The sequence below is a fragment of the Achromobacter sp. UMC46 genome, from assembly GCF_014170335.1.
Lineage (GTDB): Bacteria > Pseudomonadota > Gammaproteobacteria > Burkholderiales > Burkholderiaceae_B > Achromobacter.
Genome location: NZ_LZZS01000015.1, coordinates 32,069 through 52,003, shown reverse-complemented (window position 1 = coordinate 52,003; position 19,935 = coordinate 32,069). Strand labels below are relative to the sequence as shown.

18 protein-coding genes are annotated in these 19,935 nt (G+C 65.9%); 9 read left to right on the top strand and 9 right to left on the bottom strand.

Annotated elements, in window-relative coordinates; translation table 11 throughout:
• Positions 1–87: 87 nt before the first annotated feature.
• Positions 88–399 carry a HigA family addiction module antitoxin gene (locus tag A9973_RS14485; RefSeq protein WP_183014444.1) on the bottom strand — a complete coding sequence of 104 codons (312 nt, stop codon included), beginning with the start codon at positions 397–399 and terminating at the stop codon, positions 88–90.
• A gap of 372 nt (positions 400–771) precedes the next feature.
• Here A9973_RS14485 and A9973_RS14480 point away from each other — a divergent pair, with 372 nt between their 5' ends.
• On the top strand, positions 772–1,053 hold the full coding sequence (locus tag A9973_RS14480; RefSeq protein WP_183014443.1) for a peptidylprolyl isomerase: 282 nt from the start codon (positions 772–774) through the stop codon (positions 1,051–1,053).
• A gap of 94 nt (positions 1,054–1,147) precedes the next feature.
• Here A9973_RS14480 and A9973_RS14475 read toward each other — a convergent pair whose 3' ends face one another.
• From A9973_RS14475 to A9973_RS14460, 4 genes are all read right to left on the bottom strand, one after another.
• The gene (locus tag A9973_RS14475) at positions 1,148–1,888 is read right to left on the bottom strand and encodes an ATP-binding cassette domain-containing protein (protein WP_183014466.1); all 741 of its coding nucleotides are present in this window, start codon (positions 1,886–1,888) and stop codon (positions 1,148–1,150) included.
• 14 nt (positions 1,889–1,902) lie between these two features.
• Positions 1,903–2,865, bottom strand: coding sequence for a substrate-binding domain-containing protein (locus A9973_RS14470; protein WP_183014442.1), 963 nt, complete (start codon positions 2,863–2,865; stop codon positions 1,903–1,905).
• An 18-nt stretch (positions 2,866–2,883) separates the two neighbouring features.
• Positions 2,884–3,825 carry an ABC transporter permease gene (locus tag A9973_RS14465; RefSeq protein ID WP_183014441.1) on the bottom strand — a complete coding sequence of 314 codons (942 nt, stop codon included), beginning with the start codon at positions 3,823–3,825 and terminating at the stop codon, positions 2,884–2,886.
• A 144-nt stretch (positions 3,826–3,969) separates the two neighbouring features.
• Positions 3,970–5,520: an FGGY-family carbohydrate kinase gene (locus tag A9973_RS14460; protein WP_183014440.1), complete on the bottom strand. Its 1,551-nt coding sequence runs from the start codon at positions 5,518–5,520 to the stop codon at positions 3,970–3,972.
• A 125-nt stretch (positions 5,521–5,645) separates the two neighbouring features.
• On the opposite strand from A9973_RS14460, the gene A9973_RS14455 reads away from it, so the two are divergent.
• The 4 genes from A9973_RS14455 (at position 5,646) to A9973_RS14440 (ending at position 9,198) form a co-directional block, all read left to right on the top strand.
• The gene (locus tag A9973_RS14455) at positions 5,646–5,975 is read left to right on the top strand and encodes a YegP family protein (RefSeq protein ID WP_183014439.1); all 330 of its coding nucleotides are present in this window, start codon (positions 5,646–5,648) and stop codon (positions 5,973–5,975) included.
• A 213-nt stretch (positions 5,976–6,188) separates the two neighbouring features.
• Positions 6,189–7,124, top strand: a complete 936-nt coding sequence (locus A9973_RS14450) for a 3-keto-5-aminohexanoate cleavage protein (protein WP_183014438.1) — start codon at positions 6,189–6,191, stop codon at positions 7,122–7,124.
• Between the two features lie 45 nt (positions 7,125–7,169).
• Positions 7,170–8,369: an ABC transporter substrate-binding protein gene (locus A9973_RS14445; protein WP_183014437.1), complete on the top strand. Its 1,200-nt coding sequence runs from the start codon at positions 7,170–7,172 to the stop codon at positions 8,367–8,369.
• Positions 8,370–8,394: 25 nt separating this feature from the next.
• Complete coding sequence (locus A9973_RS14440) at positions 8,395–9,198, top strand: SDR family oxidoreductase (RefSeq protein ID WP_183014436.1); 804 nt, start codon at positions 8,395–8,397, stop codon at positions 9,196–9,198.
• Between the two features lie 6 nt (positions 9,199–9,204).
• Here the strand turns inward: A9973_RS14440 and A9973_RS14435 are convergent, their stop codons facing one another.
• Together A9973_RS14435 and A9973_RS14430 are read right to left on the bottom strand one after the other, a co-directional pair.
• Positions 9,205–10,134, bottom strand: a complete 930-nt coding sequence (locus tag A9973_RS14435) for a LysR family transcriptional regulator (RefSeq protein ID WP_183014435.1) — start codon at positions 10,132–10,134, stop codon at positions 9,205–9,207.
• Positions 10,135–10,222: 88 nt separating this feature from the next.
• Entirely contained in the window at positions 10,223–11,695 is a 1,473-nt protein-coding gene (locus A9973_RS14430) for a DUF1254 domain-containing protein (RefSeq protein WP_183014434.1), read from the bottom strand.
• Between the two features lie 161 nt (positions 11,696–11,856).
• On the opposite strand from A9973_RS14430, the gene A9973_RS14425 reads away from it, so the two are divergent.
• Complete coding sequence (locus tag A9973_RS14425; protein WP_183014433.1) at positions 11,857–12,450, top strand: hypothetical protein; 594 nt, start codon at positions 11,857–11,859, stop codon at positions 12,448–12,450.
• Positions 12,451–12,485: 35 nt separating this feature from the next.
• On the opposite strand, the gene A9973_RS14420 is transcribed toward A9973_RS14425, so the two are convergent.
• Together A9973_RS14420 and A9973_RS14415 are read right to left on the bottom strand one after the other, a co-directional pair.
• Positions 12,486–13,052 carry an ureidoglycolate lyase gene (locus A9973_RS14420; protein WP_183014432.1) on the bottom strand — a complete coding sequence of 189 codons (567 nt, stop codon included), beginning with the start codon at positions 13,050–13,052 and terminating at the stop codon, positions 12,486–12,488.
• Complete coding sequence (locus A9973_RS14415) at positions 13,049–13,288, bottom strand: Arm DNA-binding domain-containing protein (protein ID WP_183014431.1); 240 nt, start codon at positions 13,286–13,288, stop codon at positions 13,049–13,051. Before A9973_RS14415 ends, A9973_RS14420 begins: the two co-directional genes overlap by 4 nt.
• Positions 13,289–13,373: 85 nt before the next feature.
• On the opposite strand from A9973_RS14415, the gene A9973_RS14410 reads away from it, so the two are divergent.
• The 3 genes from A9973_RS14410 to A9973_RS14400 all read left to right on the top strand — a co-directional run bounded on the left by A9973_RS14410 (position 13,374) and on the right by A9973_RS14400 (position 19,931).
• Positions 13,374–13,754: a cupin domain-containing protein gene (locus A9973_RS14410; RefSeq protein WP_183014430.1), complete on the top strand. Its 381-nt coding sequence runs from the start codon at positions 13,374–13,376 to the stop codon at positions 13,752–13,754.
• 175 nt (positions 13,755–13,929) lie between these two features.
• Entirely contained in the window at positions 13,930–17,037 is a 3,108-nt protein-coding gene (locus tag A9973_RS14405; RefSeq protein WP_183014429.1) for a WG repeat-containing protein, read from the top strand.
• Between the two features lie 2 nt (positions 17,038–17,039).
• A complete protein-coding gene (locus tag A9973_RS14400) occupies positions 17,040–19,931 on the top strand; it encodes a WG repeat-containing protein (protein ID WP_183014428.1) in 2,892 nt (963 codons plus the stop codon).
• The last annotated feature ends 4 nt before the right edge of the window (positions 19,932–19,935 follow it).

Here is a 19,935-nt window from a genome sequence, read left to right as displayed (position 1 = left end):
CAAATTTTATTTGGGGGCATAGTATTTTTCAGCGCCCCACACGAGACATTAGATTAAAAACCTAATTGCCACGTGAATATCTAACATTCATGCCTTAGCCATACCAGATGGAACTTTGCCAGAACCAATAACCTTTACCGTAGGCTGATCATTTTTCATCGCCCGCCAAAGATCATAATCCAGCTGCAGACTCATCCAAAATCGTGCAGTTCTCACCCCAGCCTTTTCCAGTCTAATCGCTAAATCCGGGCTAATTCCTGCTCGACAATTGAGCACACGAGATAATGCAGGACGTGACATACATAGCCGCTCCGCAACCTCACTCACCGACAGACTTAACGACTCAAATACCATCTTTCGAAGTGTCTCGCCTGGGTGCGAAGGGGAAAAATCCGTCATGAGGCAATTCCTTATAACAGGACCGAAGATCGCCAATATTTAAGTTTAAGCAATTGGCGCCGATCATTAAATGATGGGCGCCAGATTGTATCCCGTAACGGCACAAAGCACAACACATAAGCAAAAAAACAGTGCCTACAACCATTCGTATAGTGACAAGGAGCCAAACCTAACTCTCTATCACTTCAGATTTCTAATTGGTATAAAAAACGCGCGTCCAACATTTGCGAGTTGAACCGCTTGAGCGTTGTACATCTTTTATAAATGAGTAGCAGGTGTCAAGATCTCGATTCGGTTACGCTAAGGAGTGTTCGCAACCCTGCCCGAATGCGTTACTCTCCCCTCCCCAATCATTCCCCCCAAGGAGCCCTCATGGCACAAGCCGCCGCCCGTCACATCCTCGTTTCCACCGAAGCCAAGTGCAACGAACTCAAGACCGCCATTGAAAACGGCGCTGACTTCGCGCAAGTCGCCAAGGAAAACTCCAGCTGCCCGTCGAGCCGTGACGGTGGCAACCTGGGTACCTTCGGCCCGGGCCAGATGGTCAAGGAATTCGATACCGTCGTGTTCAGCGCCCCGGTTGGCGTGGTCCAGGGCCCGGTGAAGACCCAGTTCGGTTATCACCTGGTTGAAGTGACCAGCCGCCAGGACTAAGTCCCGCTGCTGCACGAAAAAAGGCCGCCGCCAGGGGAAACCCGGCGGCGGCCTTTTTCTTGCGGCAATCAGGGCCGGACGCGCCCCGCCCCGCTCATTCCTTGCCTGTCATCACCATATGCGCCAGGGCATCGGCGTTCAGCCCGGCCACGTCGCGTTCGATGACTTTCACGCCGCTCTTCAGGATCGCCACGCGGTCCGCCAGCGCGACGACGTCGGCCATGTTGTGGCTGATCAGGATCACGGTACGCCCTTCTTCGCGCAGCTTGCGCACCAGGTTCAGCACCAGCGCCGTTTCCTTGACGCCCAGCGCCGCCGTCGGCTCGTCCATGATGACGACGCGCGCGTCCCAGCGCAGTGCGCGGGCGATGGCGACGGCTTGGCGTTGGCCGCCGGACATGCGTTCGACCGGGCGGTCCATGTCGTCGATCGGCACGGACAGGCGTTGCAGATAGCCGCGCGCGTCCAGTGCCATGCGGCGCTTGTCCAGGATGCGGAACGGCCCCACGCGGCGCACGAGTTCGGCGCCCATGAAGACGTTTTCCCAGATGGACAGGCGCGGCGCCAGCGCCAGGTCCTGGTAGATCGTCGCAATGCCTTGTACCAGCGCGTCGTGCGGGGATCCGAACACGACTTTCCGGCCGTTCAGGCTGAGTTCACCGCCCGTGGCTTCCTGCGCGCCGGAGATGATGCGGATCAACGTGGACTTGCCGGCGCCGTTGTCGCCGCAGATGGCCATGACGCGGCCTTCGGGAACGTCCAGGTCGACGCCCTTCAAGGCCTCGACCGCCCCGTAGGACTTGCGGATCTGGCGTAGCGACAACGCGGCGGTCATGGGGGTCACGGTGATTACTTGGCGGCGGGTTGCAGGAATTTCTGGACGTTGGTGGCGTCGACCAGCACGGAGTCCATGAACAGGTACGGGCCGGCGGCGACCTTGTCTTTGGGTTCCTTCTTGACGACGATGCGGTCGATGGAGTCGATGGCGCTTGCGCCCAGCTGTTCGAACGGGATCATCATCGTGGCGGTGATCAGGCTGCTGGGGTCGGCGATGCGGCGGTAGGTTTCCGGGCCGCCGTCGACGGACACCAGGGTGATGTCGCCTTTCTTCATGCCCTGGGATTGCAGCAGGTCGTCGATGACGTAGGCCTGGCCGTCGAACGACGCCCAGACGCCCTTGAACTGGCCCTGGTGGCGCAGGAACAGCGCCTGCATGCCGTTGCGCACGTCGTCGCGCCAGCTTTGGGTGCGGGCCATGCTGAATTTGGCCAAGTCCTTGACGGCGGTGTTCTCGGTCAGGACGGCGTCCAGCATCTTGCCGCGGATGCGGGTGCCGGAGTTGCCGTCGAAGCGGGCGGACAGGATGTTGCCCTGGTAGCCCATCTTGCCCAGCAAATACAGCACGGCCTGCGCGCCGGTGGCGTATTCGTTGACTTCGATGTCGAACAGCATGTGCGGGCTGGCGCCGGACATCACGCCCACGACGGGAATACCCTTCTCTTTGGCGGCTTGCAGCTGGGCGTCGGTTTCCACGGGCTTGCCCATGGCGACGACGATGGCGTCGACCTTCTTGTTGACCAGCGTGTCCAGCTGTTCGGCCAGCTTGGGCAGCGAGCCTTCGGCGTTCAGTTGGGTGACGGTCCAGCCTTTGGCGCGGGCGGCTTCGGCCGCAGCGTTGGCCACGCGGGCATGCGTTTCGGACGACATCTGGAAGGCGACGATGCCGACGTCAAAGGCGTAGGCGGCGCTGGCGACCAGCGATTGCAAGGCGAACGCGCTGGCCAGCAGCGTGCGCTTCAAGGTTTTGGTCATGGTGATTTCCCCTTCGGATCAGAATTTGAAGGCCGCTTTCTTCAGCACGGCCGATGACACCGCGACGGACGCGATCATGATGAAGCCCAGCACGATGTCCTGCACGTAGTACGGCGCGCCCATCAGGACGAGGCCGTTGCCCAGCACTTTCAGGATCAGCGCGGCGACGAGCGTGCCGGGGATGTTGGCGTGGCCGGGGTTGAACATGGTCATGCCCAGCAACACGGCGGCAATCGCGTACAGGAAGTAGTCGCCCGCCATGTTGGGCGCGGCGGACGACAGGCTGGACGTCAGCAGCACGGCGGCCAGGCCCGCGCACAAGCCCGACAAGGCCAGGCCGATGCTCTTCATGGCGCGGATGTTGATGCCTGCCAGCCGCGCGGACTCTCCCGCTTCGCCGGTGGCCGTCATGCGGGCGCCGGTGCGGGTCCATTTGATCAGAAAGTAAGCCACCAGCACCGCGCCCAGCATCCACAGCACCAAAGCGGGAATGCCGAAGGGCTTGGCGCGGGCCAGGTCGGTGAACGTGGCGGGCCAGCGCCCCACGTAGGACACGCCGTCGGTCAACATGAAGGCGAAGCCGCGCGCCATGGCGGCCATGCCCAATGTGGCGATCAGGGAAGGGACGCGCAACCGGGTCACGGCGATGCCGTTGACCAGGCCGCAAAGCAGGCCAATGCCCAGGCCCGCAGCGATGGCGACCACCACCGGCTGGCCGGTATGCACCAGCGCGCCCGTGACGACGGCCGCCAGGCTGGCGACGTCGGCCACCGACAGGTCCAGTTCGGCGGTCACCAGCGCCAGCGTGAAGCCGATGGCGATGATGGCCAGGAAACTGGTTTCCTTGGCGATGTTCAGCAAGTTGTTCGGTGCCGCGAAATTCGGCGCGGCGATTGCGAAGAAGCCCACCAGGACCAATCCTGCGATTGCCGTGCCGTACTTTTCCAGGATGCCGCGCATCGACTCAACCCTTGCTGCGTTGGTATTCGTTGTAGTGCAAGGGTTATCCACCGCCTGCCGGGCGTTCGCGCCCTGATGGCGTAGCAGTTTACCCCCGGGCGGCGCAGCGCAGGCGGTCGCACCGCATCGCCGCACCTAGGGTTTTTACGGCAGCCGCATCCCGGCCAGGGCATGCGACACGGGCGTCAGCGCCGCTTCCGCCGCGCGGAACTGGGCGTACATCTGGCGGTAGGCGGTGCGGCGGTCGGCTTGCGGCGTGTAGCGTCGCGCGCTGCGGACCAGCGCATCCTGCGCCGTCGCAAAACTGCCGTAGCGGCCCAGCGCGGTCCAGGCGGCGACGGCCGCGCCCACGACGCCCGGCTGTTCGGCCTGGCCCACGACGATGTCGCGTTCGCAGATGTCGGCCTTGACCTGGCACCACTGCGGGCTGGACGCCGCGCCGCCGCCAAAGCGGATTTCGCCCACCGGGGCGCCCAAGGCGGCTTCGGCGCGTTCCAGCACCGTACGGTTCAGGAACGCCACGCCTTCCAGCACGGCCCAGGCCAGGTCGCCCGGGCCATGGCGGCGGTTCAGGCCGACGAAGGCCCCGCGCAGGTTCGGATCCCAGTACGGCACGCGCTCGCCTTGCAGGTACGGCAGGAACAAGGCCGGCTGCGGGTCGCGGGGCGCGTTCAGCAACGCGTCCATGGCGGCGCCGACGCCCGCCATCCCCTCGGCGCCCAGGCGGCCCAGCAAGGGCAGCAGCCAGGCCACCGTATCCGCGCCGTTCTGGCCCGGGCCGCCGATCTGGTGGTTGCCGTTGCCCCAGTCCACGGTCATCAGGCCCTGGGCCTGCACGGGTTCCGCGCCCACCGCACCAAAGACTTCGGTCGTGCCCGAAATGTTGTAGGCATAGCCCTCGCGCAGCGCGCCCAGGCCCGCGACGGCCGCCCAGGTGTCGTTGGAGCAGGCGATGACGCTGCGGCCCGCCAGACGGGACAAGGCGCCCGGCAAGCCGGCTTGCGCGGGGCCGACCGTATCCAGCGGCGACAGCAAGGGCGGCACCCAGGCGGGATCTGCGCCCAAGGCCGTCAGGAGGCCAGGCCCCTGCCCGTGTCCCTCGGCAGCCGCCGCCAGGCGCGCCATGGATACGGTGTCGCTGGCCGCCCTGCCAGTCAGGCGGAAGTTCAGGTAGTCCTTGGGTTCCAGCACAACCTGCACCCGCGCGGCATGTTGCGGCTCGGCGCGCAGCAGCCACGCTACCCGCGCCCAGGGGTGGAAGGCATTGATCTGCTTGCTTTCAGGGTGGCTGGACGGCATTGCCGCCAACCATCCGGCCACGTCCGCAGCGGCGCGCGTGTCGCGCCAGGTGATGGCCGGGCGGATGGCGGCGCCTTGCGCGTCGACGAAGACCTGGGTGCGGGTGACGCCGCAGATGGCGATAGCCTGCACGGCGTCGAACGCGGCGCCTGCCTGCTCGGCCAAGGCGTCGGACAGCGATTGCAGGCCCCGCCACCAGGCGTCGGCGTCGATTTCATCCCAACCGGGATGGCGGCCGGCTCCGGCGGGGCTGTCCATGACGCAGGAATGGGCGATGCCGCCGCTTTCATCCACGAGCGCCGCGCGAAAGCGGGTGCCGCCCAAGTCCACCGCCAGGACGTATCCATGTTGGGGGGCCGGGAGAGAAGACGGGCGAAGATTCGGGCTGTCGGACATAGCCGCCGATTGTATTTCAGCCCGCTATTCCAAAGCCGCCCGCATCAAGTATTCTCGACGGACGCCACCCGGCGTGTTGCAAGTTGCCCCAAGCGTTACCCCTTTCAACAAGAACGGAGACGACGATGAGCGGTTACTTTGTACTGAAGCGTAGCGGGACGCAGTTCATGTTCAATCTGCACGCGGGGAATCACGAAGTGATCCTGACCAGCGAGCAATACACGACCAAGGCCTCGGCCGAAGGCGGCATCGCCGCCGTGCAGAAGTATTCCGCCGACGACGCGCGGTACATGCGCAAGACCGCGAAAGACGGCTCGCACTACTTCACGCTGGTGGCGGCGAACGGCGAATCGGTCGGGCGCAGCGAGATGTACTCGGCCACGCAAGCGCGCGACAAGGGCATCGAATCCGTCAAGACGAACGGCCCCAAGTCGCCGACCAAAGACCAGACTTGACGGCGTTTTCACGAACGGCCGCCGCCCGCCCCGGGGCGGCGGCTTTTTTATCGGGCGTCCGCAATGCTCCGCATCCACGTTGCGGCGCAGCACCGGAAAGCCTATCAGTTGATAATTTCTGTTCAGGTGACAAGGCCAGGGCCGTGCGACAGAATGGGCCGCACCCGGAGGAGACAGCCGGGGCCCATAAGAATCACGATACGTCCAAGGCCCATGAAGAAATCCAAGAGCAATGTGATCATCACCTGCGCCATTACCGGCTCGGTGCATACGCCGTCGATGTCGCCGTACCTGCCGGTGACGCCCGACCAGATCGCGCAGTCCGCGCTGGAGGCCGCCGAGGCCGGCGCGGCGATCGTGCATCTGCACGCGCGCGACCCTCAGACCGGCAGGCCCACCCAGGACCCGGCGCTGTACGCGCAGTTCCTGCCGCGCATCAAGGCGGCCAGTGATGTCGTCATCAACATCACCACCGGCGGGTCGCCCGTGCTGCCGGTCAGCGAACGCATGCTGCCCGCCACGACGTTCAAGCCCGAAGTGGCCTCGCTGAACATGGGGTCGATGAACTTCGGCATGTATGAATTGCTGGAGCGCTTCAAGGACTTCAAACACGACTGGGAACGCCCGTATCTGGAAGGCAGCAACGACCTGATCTTCAAGAACACGTTCAAGGACATCGAACACATCCTGACGTCCTGCAGCGACAACGGCACGCGCTTCGAAATCGAGTGCTACGACATCGGCCATCTGTACACGGCGGCGCACTTCGTGGACAAGGGCCTGCTGAAGCCGCCCTTCCTGATCCAGTCCGTCTTCGGCATCCGCGGCGGCATCGGCACGCACCCTGAAGACGTGATGATGATGCGCCGCACCGCCGACCGGCTGTTCGGCGACGACTACCGATGGTCGGTGCTGGCCGCCGGGCGCAAGCAGACGACGCTGGCCACCCAGGCCGCGACGATGGGGGGCTATGTGCGCGTGGGCCTGGAGGATTCGCTATGGGACGGCCCGGGCGAACTGGCGCATTCGAACGCGGACCAGGTGCGGCGCATCCGCCGCATTCTTGAAGACCTGTCGCTGACCATCGCCACGCCTGACGATGCACGCCAGATCCTTCAACTGAAAGGCCGGGACAACGTCGCGTTCTGACGCGGCCCCGGAACAATATCAACACCCTCGCGGGGAGACAACATCATGAAGAAGACCTTGAATGCGGCCGTGGCCGCCGTATTGCTGAGCCTGGGCGGCGCCGCCAGCGCCGATGACGGTGTGATCCGCATCGGCTTCATCACCGACATGTCGGGCCTGTCGGCGGATGCCGACGGCCCCGGCGGCGCCGAGGCCATCAAGATGGCGGTGGCCGACATGGGCGGCGCGGTGGCGGGCAAGAAGATCGAAGTGCTGGTGGCCGACCACCAGAACCGCGCCGACATCGCGTCGTCCCGCGCCCGGGAATGGCTGGACCAGAAAGGCGTCGACATGCTGATCGCCGGCGCCAATTCCGCCGCTGCGCTCGCAATGGCGAAGGTGGCCGAAGAAAAGAAGACCCCGTTCTTCGTGGTCAGCGCCGGCGCGTCCGAGCTGACCAACGCGCAATGCACGCCCTACACGGTGCACTACGTGTACGACACCGTGTCGCTGTCACGCGGCACGGCGCGGGCCATGTTGAAGGAAGGCAACAAGGACTGGTACTTCCTGACCGTCGACCATGCGTTCGGGCACGCGTTGGAGCGCGACGCGTCGGCCGTCGTCCAGGCCGATGGCGGCCAGGTGAAGGGCCGTGTGCGGCACCCGTTGAACTCGGCGGATTTCTCGTCGTACATCCTGCAGGCGCAAGCGTCTGGCGCAACGGTGCTGGGGTTGGCGAATTCGGCCAACGACACCAGCAATGCCGTCAAGGCGGCGGCAGAATTCGGCCTGACGCCCAGGATGAAGATCGCCGGCCTGCTGGTGCTGATCACCGATATCCACGCGCTGGGCCTGGCCGCGGCGCAAGACATGTACCTGACCACGGCGTGGTACTGGGACCAGGACGACGCGTCGCGCAAATGGGCGGCCCGCTTCGAAGAGCGCATGAAGAAGAAGCCGTCGATGCTGCAGGCGGGCGACTACTCCGTGACGACCACCTATCTGAAGGCCGTGCAGGCCACGGGCACGACCAACGGCGACACGATCATGAAATGGCTGAAAGCCAACCCCGTGAACGACTTCTTCGCCAAGGACGCGCACATCCGCGCCGACGGCCTGATGGTGCATGACATGTACCTGATGCAAGTGAAGAAACCGTCCGAATCTAAAGGCCCTTGGGACTACTACAAGCTGATCGCGCAGATTCCCGGCGACCAGATCTACACGTCGCCGCAGGAATCCACCTGCCGCTTGATGAAGCCTTGACCCGTTCGACTCCTGGAATAGCGCAATGAACCAGCACGACCTTACCGCCCTGCCCGTGGACCTGAGCGGCCGCCGCGTCATCATCACCGCCGGCGCGGCGGGCATCGGCGCGGCCCTGGCCGACGCCTTCGCCGACCGCGGCGCCCGCGTTCACCTGTGCGACGTGGACCAGAACGCCCTGGCGTCCAGCCGCCATGCCTGCGCCCACGCCGACGTCAGCCGCCGCGAAGACATCGACCGCTACATGGAGACCGCGCTGGCGCATCTGGGCGGCTTGGACGTGCTGGTGAACAACGCCGGCATCGCCGGCCCCACCGCCAGCATCACCGACATCCAGCCCGACGACCTGAGCGCCACGCTGGACATCAACCTGGCCTCGCAATTCCATACCGTGCGCCACGCGGTGCCCGCGCTGCGCCAGGCGGGCGGCGGCGCCATCATCAACATCAGTTCGGTGGCCGGCCGCATGGGCATCCCGATGCGCACGCCGTATACCGCGTCGAAATGGGGCGTGGTCGGCCTGACGCGATCGCTGGCGGTAGAGCTGGGCGGCTACGGCATCCGCGTGAATGCGCTGCTGCCCGGCCTGGTGGCAGGCCCGCGCATCGACCGGGTGATCGCCGCCCGCGCCCGCAACATGGGGCTGACGGTCGAAGAGGAAACCGAACTGGAGCTGGCCGGCGTCAGCCTGCGCCAGTTCGTGCGCGCCGCCGATATCGCCAACATGGCGCTGTTCCTGGCCAGCCCGTACGGCGCAATGGTCAGCGGCCAGGCCATCAGCATCGACGGCGACCTGCAATCCTTGCCCTGGCAACCGCCGGCCGGCTGATGCGCGCTAGCCGATCAGCTGGATCGTGTCCGCATAGACGCCCGTGCGGCGCGCCTGGGCCGTCGCATGCAACGCGCCCAGCAGCCGTCCGGTCAGCTCCTGGTTCTGCGCGTCCTTGCGGGTGATCAGCACGAATTCGAACCATTGCCGCGACGCCAGCGGCAGCGCCACCAGGTCGGGGTAGACAGACGCGATGTCGGACGCCGACAACGCATTGACCAGGCTGATGCCCTTGACCGCGCGGACGGTCCCCGGCACCAGCGTCATGTGCGCCTGCATGCCGAATTCCAACTGCGCCGAATCGCCGGTGTCGCCCTGCGCCACCACGTAGTCGGACCATAGCGGCTTGACGAACGTGTCGGGCGCAATATCCGCCACCGCCACCACCCCGCGCCCGGCCAGCGGATGGTCGCGATGGGCGATGGCCATGACGTCGGTGCGCAGGAACGGCGTGAAGTTCAGACGCGGGCTGTCGCCACCGACCGCGCCCAGGCCGAAATCCGCGCGCATGGTTTCCACCGCGCTGATCAGCTGTACCGAAGACTCCACGTCGACCGAGAACGGCCGCTTGCCGTGCTCATCCAGATAGCGCTTTACGGCTTCCGGCGCATAGCTCAACGCCAGCGCGGGCGACGACGCAATGCGCAGGCCGCGCCCGCCGAACTGTTCGATGCTGTGCAGCGCTTCGTCGATGCGCACCAGCTCATCCAGCACGAACTTGGCCTCGGTGTATAGGTACTTCCCCGCCTCGGTGGGCCGCAAGGTCTTGTGCGAACGGTCGAACAGCTGCACGCCCGTAGCGCTTTCCAGCCGCGAGACGCCGTGGCTGATCGCCGGCTGCGTCAGATTCATCACCTGCGCCGCCTGGCGGGTCGACCCGGTCATGACGACCGTATAGAAGATACGCAGATCGTGGATGTTGAAGTTGCGCTTCATGCCCCTGAACCCTCCCCAAGGGAGACGCGGCCGGCTTTGCGCCGACCGGTCTCCGGAGCCCGATTCTAGGCCCTGCGCGCGGATGTGCCTATTGCGCCACCCGCTGGATCTCCGGCGACTCCCACTTGCCTTCCAGCAATGCCGGCTTTGGCCAGTAGTACCGCATCGTCACCATGAACGGGCCTTGCGGCGCGGGCAGCCAGTTCGATTCCTTGGCCTTGCCCGGGGATTGCGCCTGAATGTAGAGCGTCAGCCCGCCGTCCGCGTCCTTCTTCAAGGACGGCAGCATGGGCGAGTTGATCAGGTAACGGTTGATCGGGTTCGGAGTCAGCAACTGCTCGGGCAGGCGGTACATGGTCATGGACCAGAACGCGTTGACGGGCGGCAGGCTACGCGGTGCGAAGCGCAGCGTGTAGGCGTACTTGCCGTCCAGCTCCTGGCCGCGGCTGTCCTTTTCCAGCACGGGATACAGCGCTTCGTCCCGGCTGTTGGCGCCGATGCCGACCTGCGTGCCGGTGGCGCGCGACAGATAGTCGTTCTTCAGCGTATTGCGGTCGCCGAACAGCGTGTCGGTCTTGCCGGCCAGCGCGGTGCGGTTCTTGTCGATGTCGTTCTGCGCCGAGTGCATGCCTTCCTGCAGGGCGCGGCGCAATGCCGGATTCACGGTGTCTACCGGGAAAGGCTGGCCCGGCTTCAGCCCGATGCTGGCGAAACGTTCGCGCAGCCATTTTTCGGTGGGATGCGTAGGCGCGAATTGCAGCAGGAAGGCCAACTGGTTGTAGAACTCCAGGGACGTGCGTATTTCGCCCGGCGGCACGGGCGGGATCCAATCCACAGCGGGTGGCGCGGGCGGCGCGGGCCGCTTGGCAAAGGCTGACAAGGGCTGAATCTTGTAACGCGCCTGAATGCGCTTGACGTTTTCCAGGTCGGCGGCATTGAACAACTGGGTGCGGCCCACCATATTGACCAGCTCGGTTTCCGACTTGATCACCTTGGTGATGCCATTGGGCACGCTGCCCTTCCAGCGCGGGCCGGCGATCAAGAAGTTGCCGCCGCCGTTGCCCGTGGTGCGGCTGCCGATATAGGCGAAGTTGTACGTGTACAGGTCCATCAATTGCAGGACGAAGTAACGGTGCTTCTCCATCGGCGGCACGGAAATGACGACAGGTTCAGCGCGCAGGTCCAGGATGGCGAACGAATAAGGCGTGTCGGCGTTGGGCGTGACGAACGCGGTGTCTTCGGGCGTGAAGACGCGGGCGATGTTGTTGACCGTGTTGGGCGGCCCCTTGTACTGCGGATTGCTCTTATCGATGCTGAACGCGTACATGGTCTGGTAGCTGGCGACCATGGGCGTGCCGTACAGGTAGGCCTCGCGGGCGATGCTGCGCGCCTGTTGCCCGGTAACGCCCTGGATGCCGACGGATTGCGACCCGGTCGCCTCGTCCGGCGACGTGAAACTGCAGCCAGCCAGGCCGCCTGCCAGCAGCGTCGCGGCGAACCACCGCGCGGGCTTGCCGCGCAGGGCGGAGGAAAATCCAGTGCTACTCTGACGGTCGCGCATGGTTGGCTCCAACACATCGGTGATGTTGGCAACGCCCAAGTGGCGGCAGCGTCGCGGGCTCAAGCGGGAATTCCGGGAACGATTCTGGCATATTTCCCGATGATGAAAAAGAACCGGTTCAGCAAGTTCAGCCCGGTTCGCACAGGAACAACATAACAGGCATGGACACGCAGAACAGAAATACGGACGACGAGTGCGATTCGGGCGCAAACCTGCGGGCATCGTCGTACTACGTGCTGCGGGCCTCCCACCGCTGCGCCCAATGCGGCGCATCCACGCCCGTGTTCGCGCTGGCGGTGCCGCCCGATCACGAAAGCACGGAAGGCGACCTCGAACTGGACGAAGACGGCGACTGCACCGGCCTGGATCCCGGCGCGTTCCACCAATGGCTGTTCAGCCCTGCGCAATGGCAACGCATCGAGGGGCCTGCGCTACTGTCGCAGGTGGGGATCCTGTCCGCGCCGGTCATGCGTACCCTGCACGCCCTGGCCCCCACCGTGCGGCAGAACCCGGAGCGAAACGGTCAGTGGACGAATTTCTGCGCACACTGCGGCACCGCAGTGTGGGAAGGCGCGCTGTACCCGACGCCCGGACAGCCCTTCTGCCCAAAGGACGACGCGGCCGCGGCGCAGATCGGCGTGCAGGCGGTGGAGGAACCGCTAGCGGCGTTCACCGCCATGTGCTGGACGGACGGCTACCGCAACAAATGGCCGCTGTTCAAGCGCCTGGGTGTGGCGTGCAGCAAGACGGACTGACCGCCGCCCTGCCCCCGCGCCCGGATTCATCCCGCTTATTGGGGTGACACTTCCTGCGCCATGTCGGCCGGGGTTTCCAGGCGCTGCAGGGGAATATCCACGATGGCGCTTTCCGTTGCCCGCGCATCGGTGGTCAGATGCTGGATCAGGTCCACCGTGGTGGACCGCCGCGTCAACATCAGGCAGGTGACCTCCCCAATGACGACGCGGGTCGCATGCCAGCAACCCGGCCGCATGCAGATTCCCTGCCCTTGCGGCACGCGGAAGGCGGCCAGCGTCGCCAGGTCCGGACTGCCGTCGGCGGCGCTTTGGGCGACGACCTGGATGATCCGGCCCGTCAGCGGCACGATGGCCTGTTGCGTCAGCAGGTGCTTTTCCAGGCTGGCGATTTCCAGGGACGGGCTGCGGTAGTTGACCCACAGCAGTTCCGCGTCTCCGCCCGCGCCCGTGTTGAACACGTGCTCTTGCCAGAAATCCGTGGCCGGGTTGGAGAACAGCGGCACGCCGTTGCCGTCCGGCATGGGCTTGCCCAGCATCCAGCCGTAGGCCGAAAAGGCCTGCGGCGTCAGGTCATTGACGATCAAATGCGTGTTGCTTGTCATGCGGAACCTTGTGATGGCTTCGGCGGCGCGCCGCGCTTGGGGAATTCGGCGTCGTAATCGAAATCGCCGCGCGCGATGGCCTCCAGGATGGCCGCCCGGCGCTCGGCGGCGCGCTTCAGGTTGGCGGCGGTGGGCTTGACCCGGATGCGTTCGACGCAGTGCCTGCCGTTATGGAAGAAGCCGATCTCGATGGACGATTCGGACGCGGGTCTGACCCCATCGAACCCCTGGCTCATCGCCTTTCCCGTTGTGGTTGTTGATGGGCGACATGATATCGCTTCGTTACTATGACATTACGCCCCCCACACAAGGATGCGCACCATGGCTACCGATCTGTCATCGCATTACGTCTTGCTGGACGCCGCAGGCACTGCTTCCACCGTTAATGGCGGGGACGAGTTCTGGTCTCAACCGCCCGATGAACTGGATCGCTACGGCCGCGGCTGGCTGGTGTCGGAATACGCCTTCGCGGCCGACTGGCCGCAATGGGAAATGCACCCCGAAGCGGACGAGCTCGTGCGCCTGATGTCGGGTGCGGCCGAACTGCACCTGGAATGGCCCACGGGCACCCAGGCGGTCAAGATGCTGGACGGCGACGCCTACGTCATCCCCAAGGGCGCCTGGCACACGGTGAAGGTGATCGAGCCCTGTCGGATGCTGCACATCACCATGGGCGCGGGCACGCAGCACCGGCCGCTGTAGCGGTCAGCCGGCCGGTTTGAATTAACGTTTTCTTTTTTATCGTTACATTTGTCGTTTCATTGACTGCTACTGCTGGTTACAGTGCTGCCTTCGCATATTTTTGACAGGCACCTGACATGTGGCACGTCCGGCTTGGCGCATTCCTCCCCGCGGGCACGACCCGCGCCATCGCGCAATGAGGGCCGCGATCAAGCCCCTGACGCTGGCCTTGGCGCTTGCCCTGCCCGGCGTGTCCACCACGGCGCACGCCGATTCCTGGATCGACCGGTGCACCACCAGCTACTACGGCCAGGGCTCCGACACGTACTGCCATCAGGCCTACAGCGAAGGCCTGGCAGCCGTGCTGACCGGATCGCGCGACGACGCCGCAGGCACCTGGGGCTACATCGACAAGCAAGGCCGCATGGCCGTCGCCCCCGCCTACACAGAGGCCTCGCCGTTCCAGAACGGCCTGGCCGCGGTCAGCCAGGGCGACCGCTGGGGCTATATCGACACCAAGGGCCAGTGGGTCATCAAGCCGCGCTTCGGCTCGGCGTCGGGCTTCAATGCCGAAGGCACCGCCCTGGCCGAAGAAGACGAACACGATGTGCTGATCGATCGCCAGGGCAAGGTCATCAAGACCTTTGAGCTGGGCACGCGCACATGGGGTTTCCAGCCGGGGCAGAAGCTGGCGTCGATCGAAGTGCCCACGCCGCCGCGCCTGTTCAATATCGCCACGGGCAAGGCCGCTACCCTGCCTGCGGGCGTGATGATGCTGGCCGCCCCGACAGACGGTTATCTGCCCGCCCAATTGCGAGAATCCCGCTACAACGGCTGGTGGGGCCTGCTGGATGACAATGGTCGCTGGGCGCTGCCCCCGGACCTGCTGCGTTCGCAGGCGGCGCCGGTCCGCGACGGCGGCGTGCTGGCCGTGCGCCGCGACGAAAAATGGGAATTCGTGGATGTGCGCGGCGCGGCCTTGTCGCCGGCGCGCTACGAACGCGTGCAGCGGGTGGCGCCCGGGCTATGGCTGGTCACGCCCGAAAACGGCAAACCGTCGTTGCTGGACGCCAAGCTCAAGACCCTGCACACCTTCTCGAATTCCTATGCGGACTTGCAGGAGCGCGATGGCTGGCGCTACCTGCCGGATGTGTCGATGACGCTGCTGATCAGCCCCGCCGGCACGCTTGAACAGCTGGCGCTGGGCAATGGCCGAGTCGAGATCAACCAGGGGCGGGCATGGGTCTACGGCGTGCAGGCGTCGCCGCCGGGCGCGCCGGACGGCGGCACCCATGCGACCGGTCTGGAAGACGCCGCCAAGGAAGGAGCCCCCGTCGAAGCCGAGGCGGCCCAAGCTGCGGATGCCGCGGGCATCGCCGTCGAGGCAGGCTCCGCCGATGCCGCCGCTTCGTCGGCTGCCGTTGCCGATGCCGCCGCGACCGTCATCACGGACGTCGCCACGCCCGTGCCCGCCGCGGACCGCGCACAGGACGCTTCAGAACCCAATGCTGATACCGCCGTCGCTGCCGCTGCCGACGCGACCCTATCTTCCGTCCAGGTCGACGACGGCAGTCAGACGACGTCCATGGCCACGCCGGGCGTCGAAGTCCTGGTCCAGATCTACGCCCCGGACGGCAAGCCGATGCTGGATGCCGACACCGCCGCGCAATTGCGCGCTTACCAGATCACCGCGTTCTCGCCCGGCAGCGCGGCTGCGCGCGGGCGGGCTGGAGCGGGCATGCCGTTGGCATTGCTGCGATCCGACGACTATCAACAGCCGCCGTCGATCCTGACCGCGCAAGGCAACGTGGTCTCGAATCCGGAATGGGAGGCCATCGACGCCTATGACGCGACGATGCCGCTAATCGTGCGCACTACCGGCGGCAAGTTCGGCGCCGTCGACGGCAAGGGCGCCTGGGCGGTACCGCCCAAATTCAGCGGCATCCGCAAGTTCAGCGGCGCCTACACCTGGGCCCGCACGCCGGGCATGTCCCGCGACGACGCGCTGATGATCGACGCGCGCGGCAAGACGGTGCCGATCCCCGCCGACGTCGCGGCCGACGCCGCGCACCTGGACGGCGACTTGCTGCTCTACCGCGCGCCGGGCGAGAACCGCGTGCGCCGCTGGGGCATCTGGAACATCCGCCTGGCCGCGCCGGCGCTGAAGCCCCTCTACGAGCACATCGAGGAGTTCGAAGACGACTGGGCACGCGTCCAGGACAAGGACCGTTGGGGCATCGTCAACCGCGAGGGCAAGTGGGTCGTGCGCCCTACGCACGATAGCGCCTACAAGATGGAGTACCTGGGCAACGGCTTCACGCTGGTGGACGACCCCGCGGCCAAGGACAACGCCAACCGCTACGCGCAAAGCCCGTACCGCCTGGTCAACCTGCGCACCGGCAAGGCCAGCGACACGATCTACGGCAAGCCCTCCAAGATCAAGGACGGGCGCTACGTCGGCGAACTGGCCGACGGCAGCGCCGTGCTGTTCGACGCCGAGGGCCATGCCACCCGCCTGTCGGAGGGCAAGCCGGAAAGCCGGGACCAGTATGGCGATTGGGTCATCATGCGCCACGACGAACGCGAAGGCGCGATCGATGCGCGCGGCAATTTCGCGGTTCCCGCGCTGTACGGCGAGTTCAACCCGTTCTTCGTGCAGCCGGAAGGCCTGGCGCGCGTCAATCTGGGAACGGGCTACCGCGTGATCGACCAGAACGGCAAGACGGTGCTGGAAAAGCGCGGTGACGGTTTCCCGCTGGCGTCGATGCGGCGCCTGCTGTTCACCGACGATAAGGAATCCAGCGCCATCATGACCGACCTGCAAGGCCGCGAAATCGCGCGTTTCGCGGGACGCTATTCCGTTGAATACAGCCGCGCCAGCGAAGGCGTGGTGCCCTACAGCGAAGACAGCGGCCGCTCGGGTTTCGTGAATGCGGACGGCAAGCGCGTGGTCGGCGCGCACTTCAGCGAACTGGGCCCGATGAAGAACGGCCTGGCCCGCGCACGGCGCATGGAGCGCACCGGCAAGTTGTATGGCTTCATCGATCTGAGCGGACGCTATGCGATTCCCCCGGCATTCACGTGGGCCGACGATTTCCATGACGGGCGCGCGATGGCCCGTCGCGATGGGCTGGTCGAATTCATCGACACCCGCGGCAAGATGGCCACGCTGTTCGGCGTGCTGTGCGACAAGGTGGTGATCTTCGACGCAGAGGAAAACCTGACGTGGCCGAACGAGGCGCTGACCTGCCCCGAAGCCACGGTGCCGCCGCCCCCCGTCCTCGACAACGCCAAAGCAGAATAACCATGACGTCACGCGTGATCCGCACCACCCGTCTCGCCTGCGCCCTCGCCGCGCTGGGCGCATCCCTGTCCGCGCATGCGCAGACCGGCCACCAGTATTGCCTGGAAGAAGGCAGCTACCGCGCCGACACCTACGCTGACGACGTCGTCAACAACAGCCCCTTCACCAACGGCTGCATCCGTGCACTGTCGGACGGACGCGCCGCGGTGCTGCTGCCCTCGGCCCTGGAGAACATTAACCGCGTACCGATGGACCAGTCGCTGCGCCGCCATGCCTGGGGTTTCCTGGACCAGAACGGCCGGCTGGCGATCCGCCCGCAGTTCGAAGACGTACGCGATTTCCGCCATGGCCTGGCCGCCGTGCAATGGCAAGGCAAATGGGGCTTCATCGACACGCGGGGCCGGATGGCGGTGCCGCCGCGCTATGACAGCGTGCAGGACTACGCCGAAATCGGCCTGGCCGTGGCCACGCTGGACGGGCGCCAGCAACTGATCGACCGCCAGGGCAAGCCGGTGGGCGAACCGCTGGACGCCGCCATCCTGAACCTGTACCTGGCCGATGGCGTGCCGGCGCGGGCCGCCGCGGAGTACAAACCGGAGTATCGCGGCATCAACGGCGAACGCCGCTTCGCCAAGCCCGGCATCACCGTCACGCAGGCCTATGGCCAGGGCCTGTATATCGCCATCAACGACGAACACCGCTACGGTTTGGTGGACGGCGATTGGAACTGGGTGGTCGAACCGACCTACGAAGACATCCTGACGCAGCGCGACGGCCGGCCCGCGGTGGCTTTCGGCCGCGAGGGCGCCGTGTTGATCGGCACGGACGGCAAGGTGACCGGCGCGGACCAGCACTACAACAGCCTGCAGCCGGTGGGCCGCGCGTTCTGGAGCGCCGAGCTTGGCGGCCGCAAGGGCTATGCCGTGCTGGATGCGGCGGGCAAGGTCGTCACGACCATGAAGCCGGACGAGGCCCAGGCGTCCCAGCGCTTCCAGGACACCATCGTCTACCCCGTCGGCGAGACGCTCATGGCCCTGGTGCCGGGGCAGCCTGCGCCGGTAACACTGGGCGGCGCGCTGTCGCCCAGCCGTGACGAAGAAGGCTTCGTGGTGTTCGCCGATCAGACAGGCGCGCCCGCCGGGGTACTGACGCCCAAGGGCGTCTGGCTCAGCGGCGGCACCGCGCCGGACTGGCTGCGCGAGGCCGGCCCGATGGAGGTGCGCCAGGGCAGGCTGTGGATCCGGAAGCAGGAAGGCGGATTGCTGAACGTGCTGGACGCCGACGGCCGCGTGCTGCTCAAGCCCGAGGCGGTGGAAGCGACGCAAAGCATGGAACTGAAGGCGCTGCCGGTGAACCTGCCGGGCGGTCCGCTCGGCATATTGGGCCAGGGCCATTGCCAGTGCGGCACGACGGGCGCCGGCCTGTTGCTGGCCGACGGCGGCATGGTGACCGATCCGTCGTGGACGGACCTGATCGCGCTGGACGGTTCCGACGACCGCCGCGGCGGCGACCCGGAATACGAAGAAGGCCCCGGCGCGCTGAAGCCGGAACAGCTGCGCTACGCCGCTGACACCCCCCGCGGCCTGCAGTTGCTGGACGCCCGGGGCCAGCCGCTAGCTTTGCCACCGCAGCAACATATCGGCAACTTCCGCCACGGCTATGCGCTGACCTACGCGATCGGCATCAGCCGCATGATCGACCGCGACGGCAAGACCTACGACCTGCCGGACGCCTTCCAGACAGACATCGTCGCGCCCGGCGTGGTCCGCTTCCTGATGAGCGCCAGCGAAGACGCCCGATGGGGCCTGTACGACTTTGTAGCCGGCAAGGAGCTGGCCGCCCCCGCCTTCCACCAGATCGGCCACTTCCAGAACGGCCAGGCCGTGGCCTCGATGGGCACGGACCGCGTGGGCGTGATCGATCTGCAGGGGCGCTGGGTCGTGCCCGCGAAATATCACGGCATCGCCCGCATCAACGACAGGCTGTGGAAGGTGTGGCAGGCCGGCGGGCAAGAGGAAGACTACGAACGCGCCGCCGCCGTGTTCAACGACCAGGGCCGCGCGCTGACATCGTTCCAGCCCCACCTGCAGATATCCGCTCCGGAAGGGGGATCCATCGCGGCCGACGGCGAACACCATCGCTGGATCGTTTCGGCCGACGGCTCCGACGCGCTGGACCTGCAAGACGCCACTTATTCCCGCGTCGGCGATTGGCTGGAGATCCGCCGCGCCGTGCGCTACGGCTATCTGAACGCCCAGGGCGCATGGCAGATCGGGCCCATGGCGGCGGTGGGTTCAGTCTTCCAGGGCACGCCTGCGCGCGCGCTGTCCGCGGACGACGCAGGTACCCGGCTGATCGACGCCACGGGCAAGACCGTCGCCACCCTGCCTGGCGGCGACTGGCGCTGGCCGCAGGGCTCCGCCTTGCTGCTGCGGCACTACGTGGCGAACGGCAAGGCCATGACCGATTACGCGGGACTGGACGGCAAACCCCGGATGAAGGTGGAAGGCACGGCGTCGGCGTTCTCGGAAGGCCGCGCGGTCACGCAGCTGTCCACGAGCGCGGTACGCGCGGTCGACGCCAACGGCGCGTTGAGCGGGCCGGCGTTCGATGCGCTAGGCGCGATGCGCGACGGTTTGGCGCCCGCCCGCACCGACCTCGACTTCGGCTATGTGGACAGCCAGGGCAAGTTCGTCATCCCGACCGCCTACAGCGCGGCCACGCCGTTCGCCGCGCAGCGCGCAGTCGTGTCCACGATGGATCTTTCGAAGATCATCGATACGGCCGGCAACGCGCTGGCCCGTGTCGAAATGGTGTGCGGCATACGCACCCTGTACGGCAGCGCCGGCCAGCGTCTGTGGCCGCTGTCCTTGCCGGCGCGCTGCCGCCGCTAGGAGG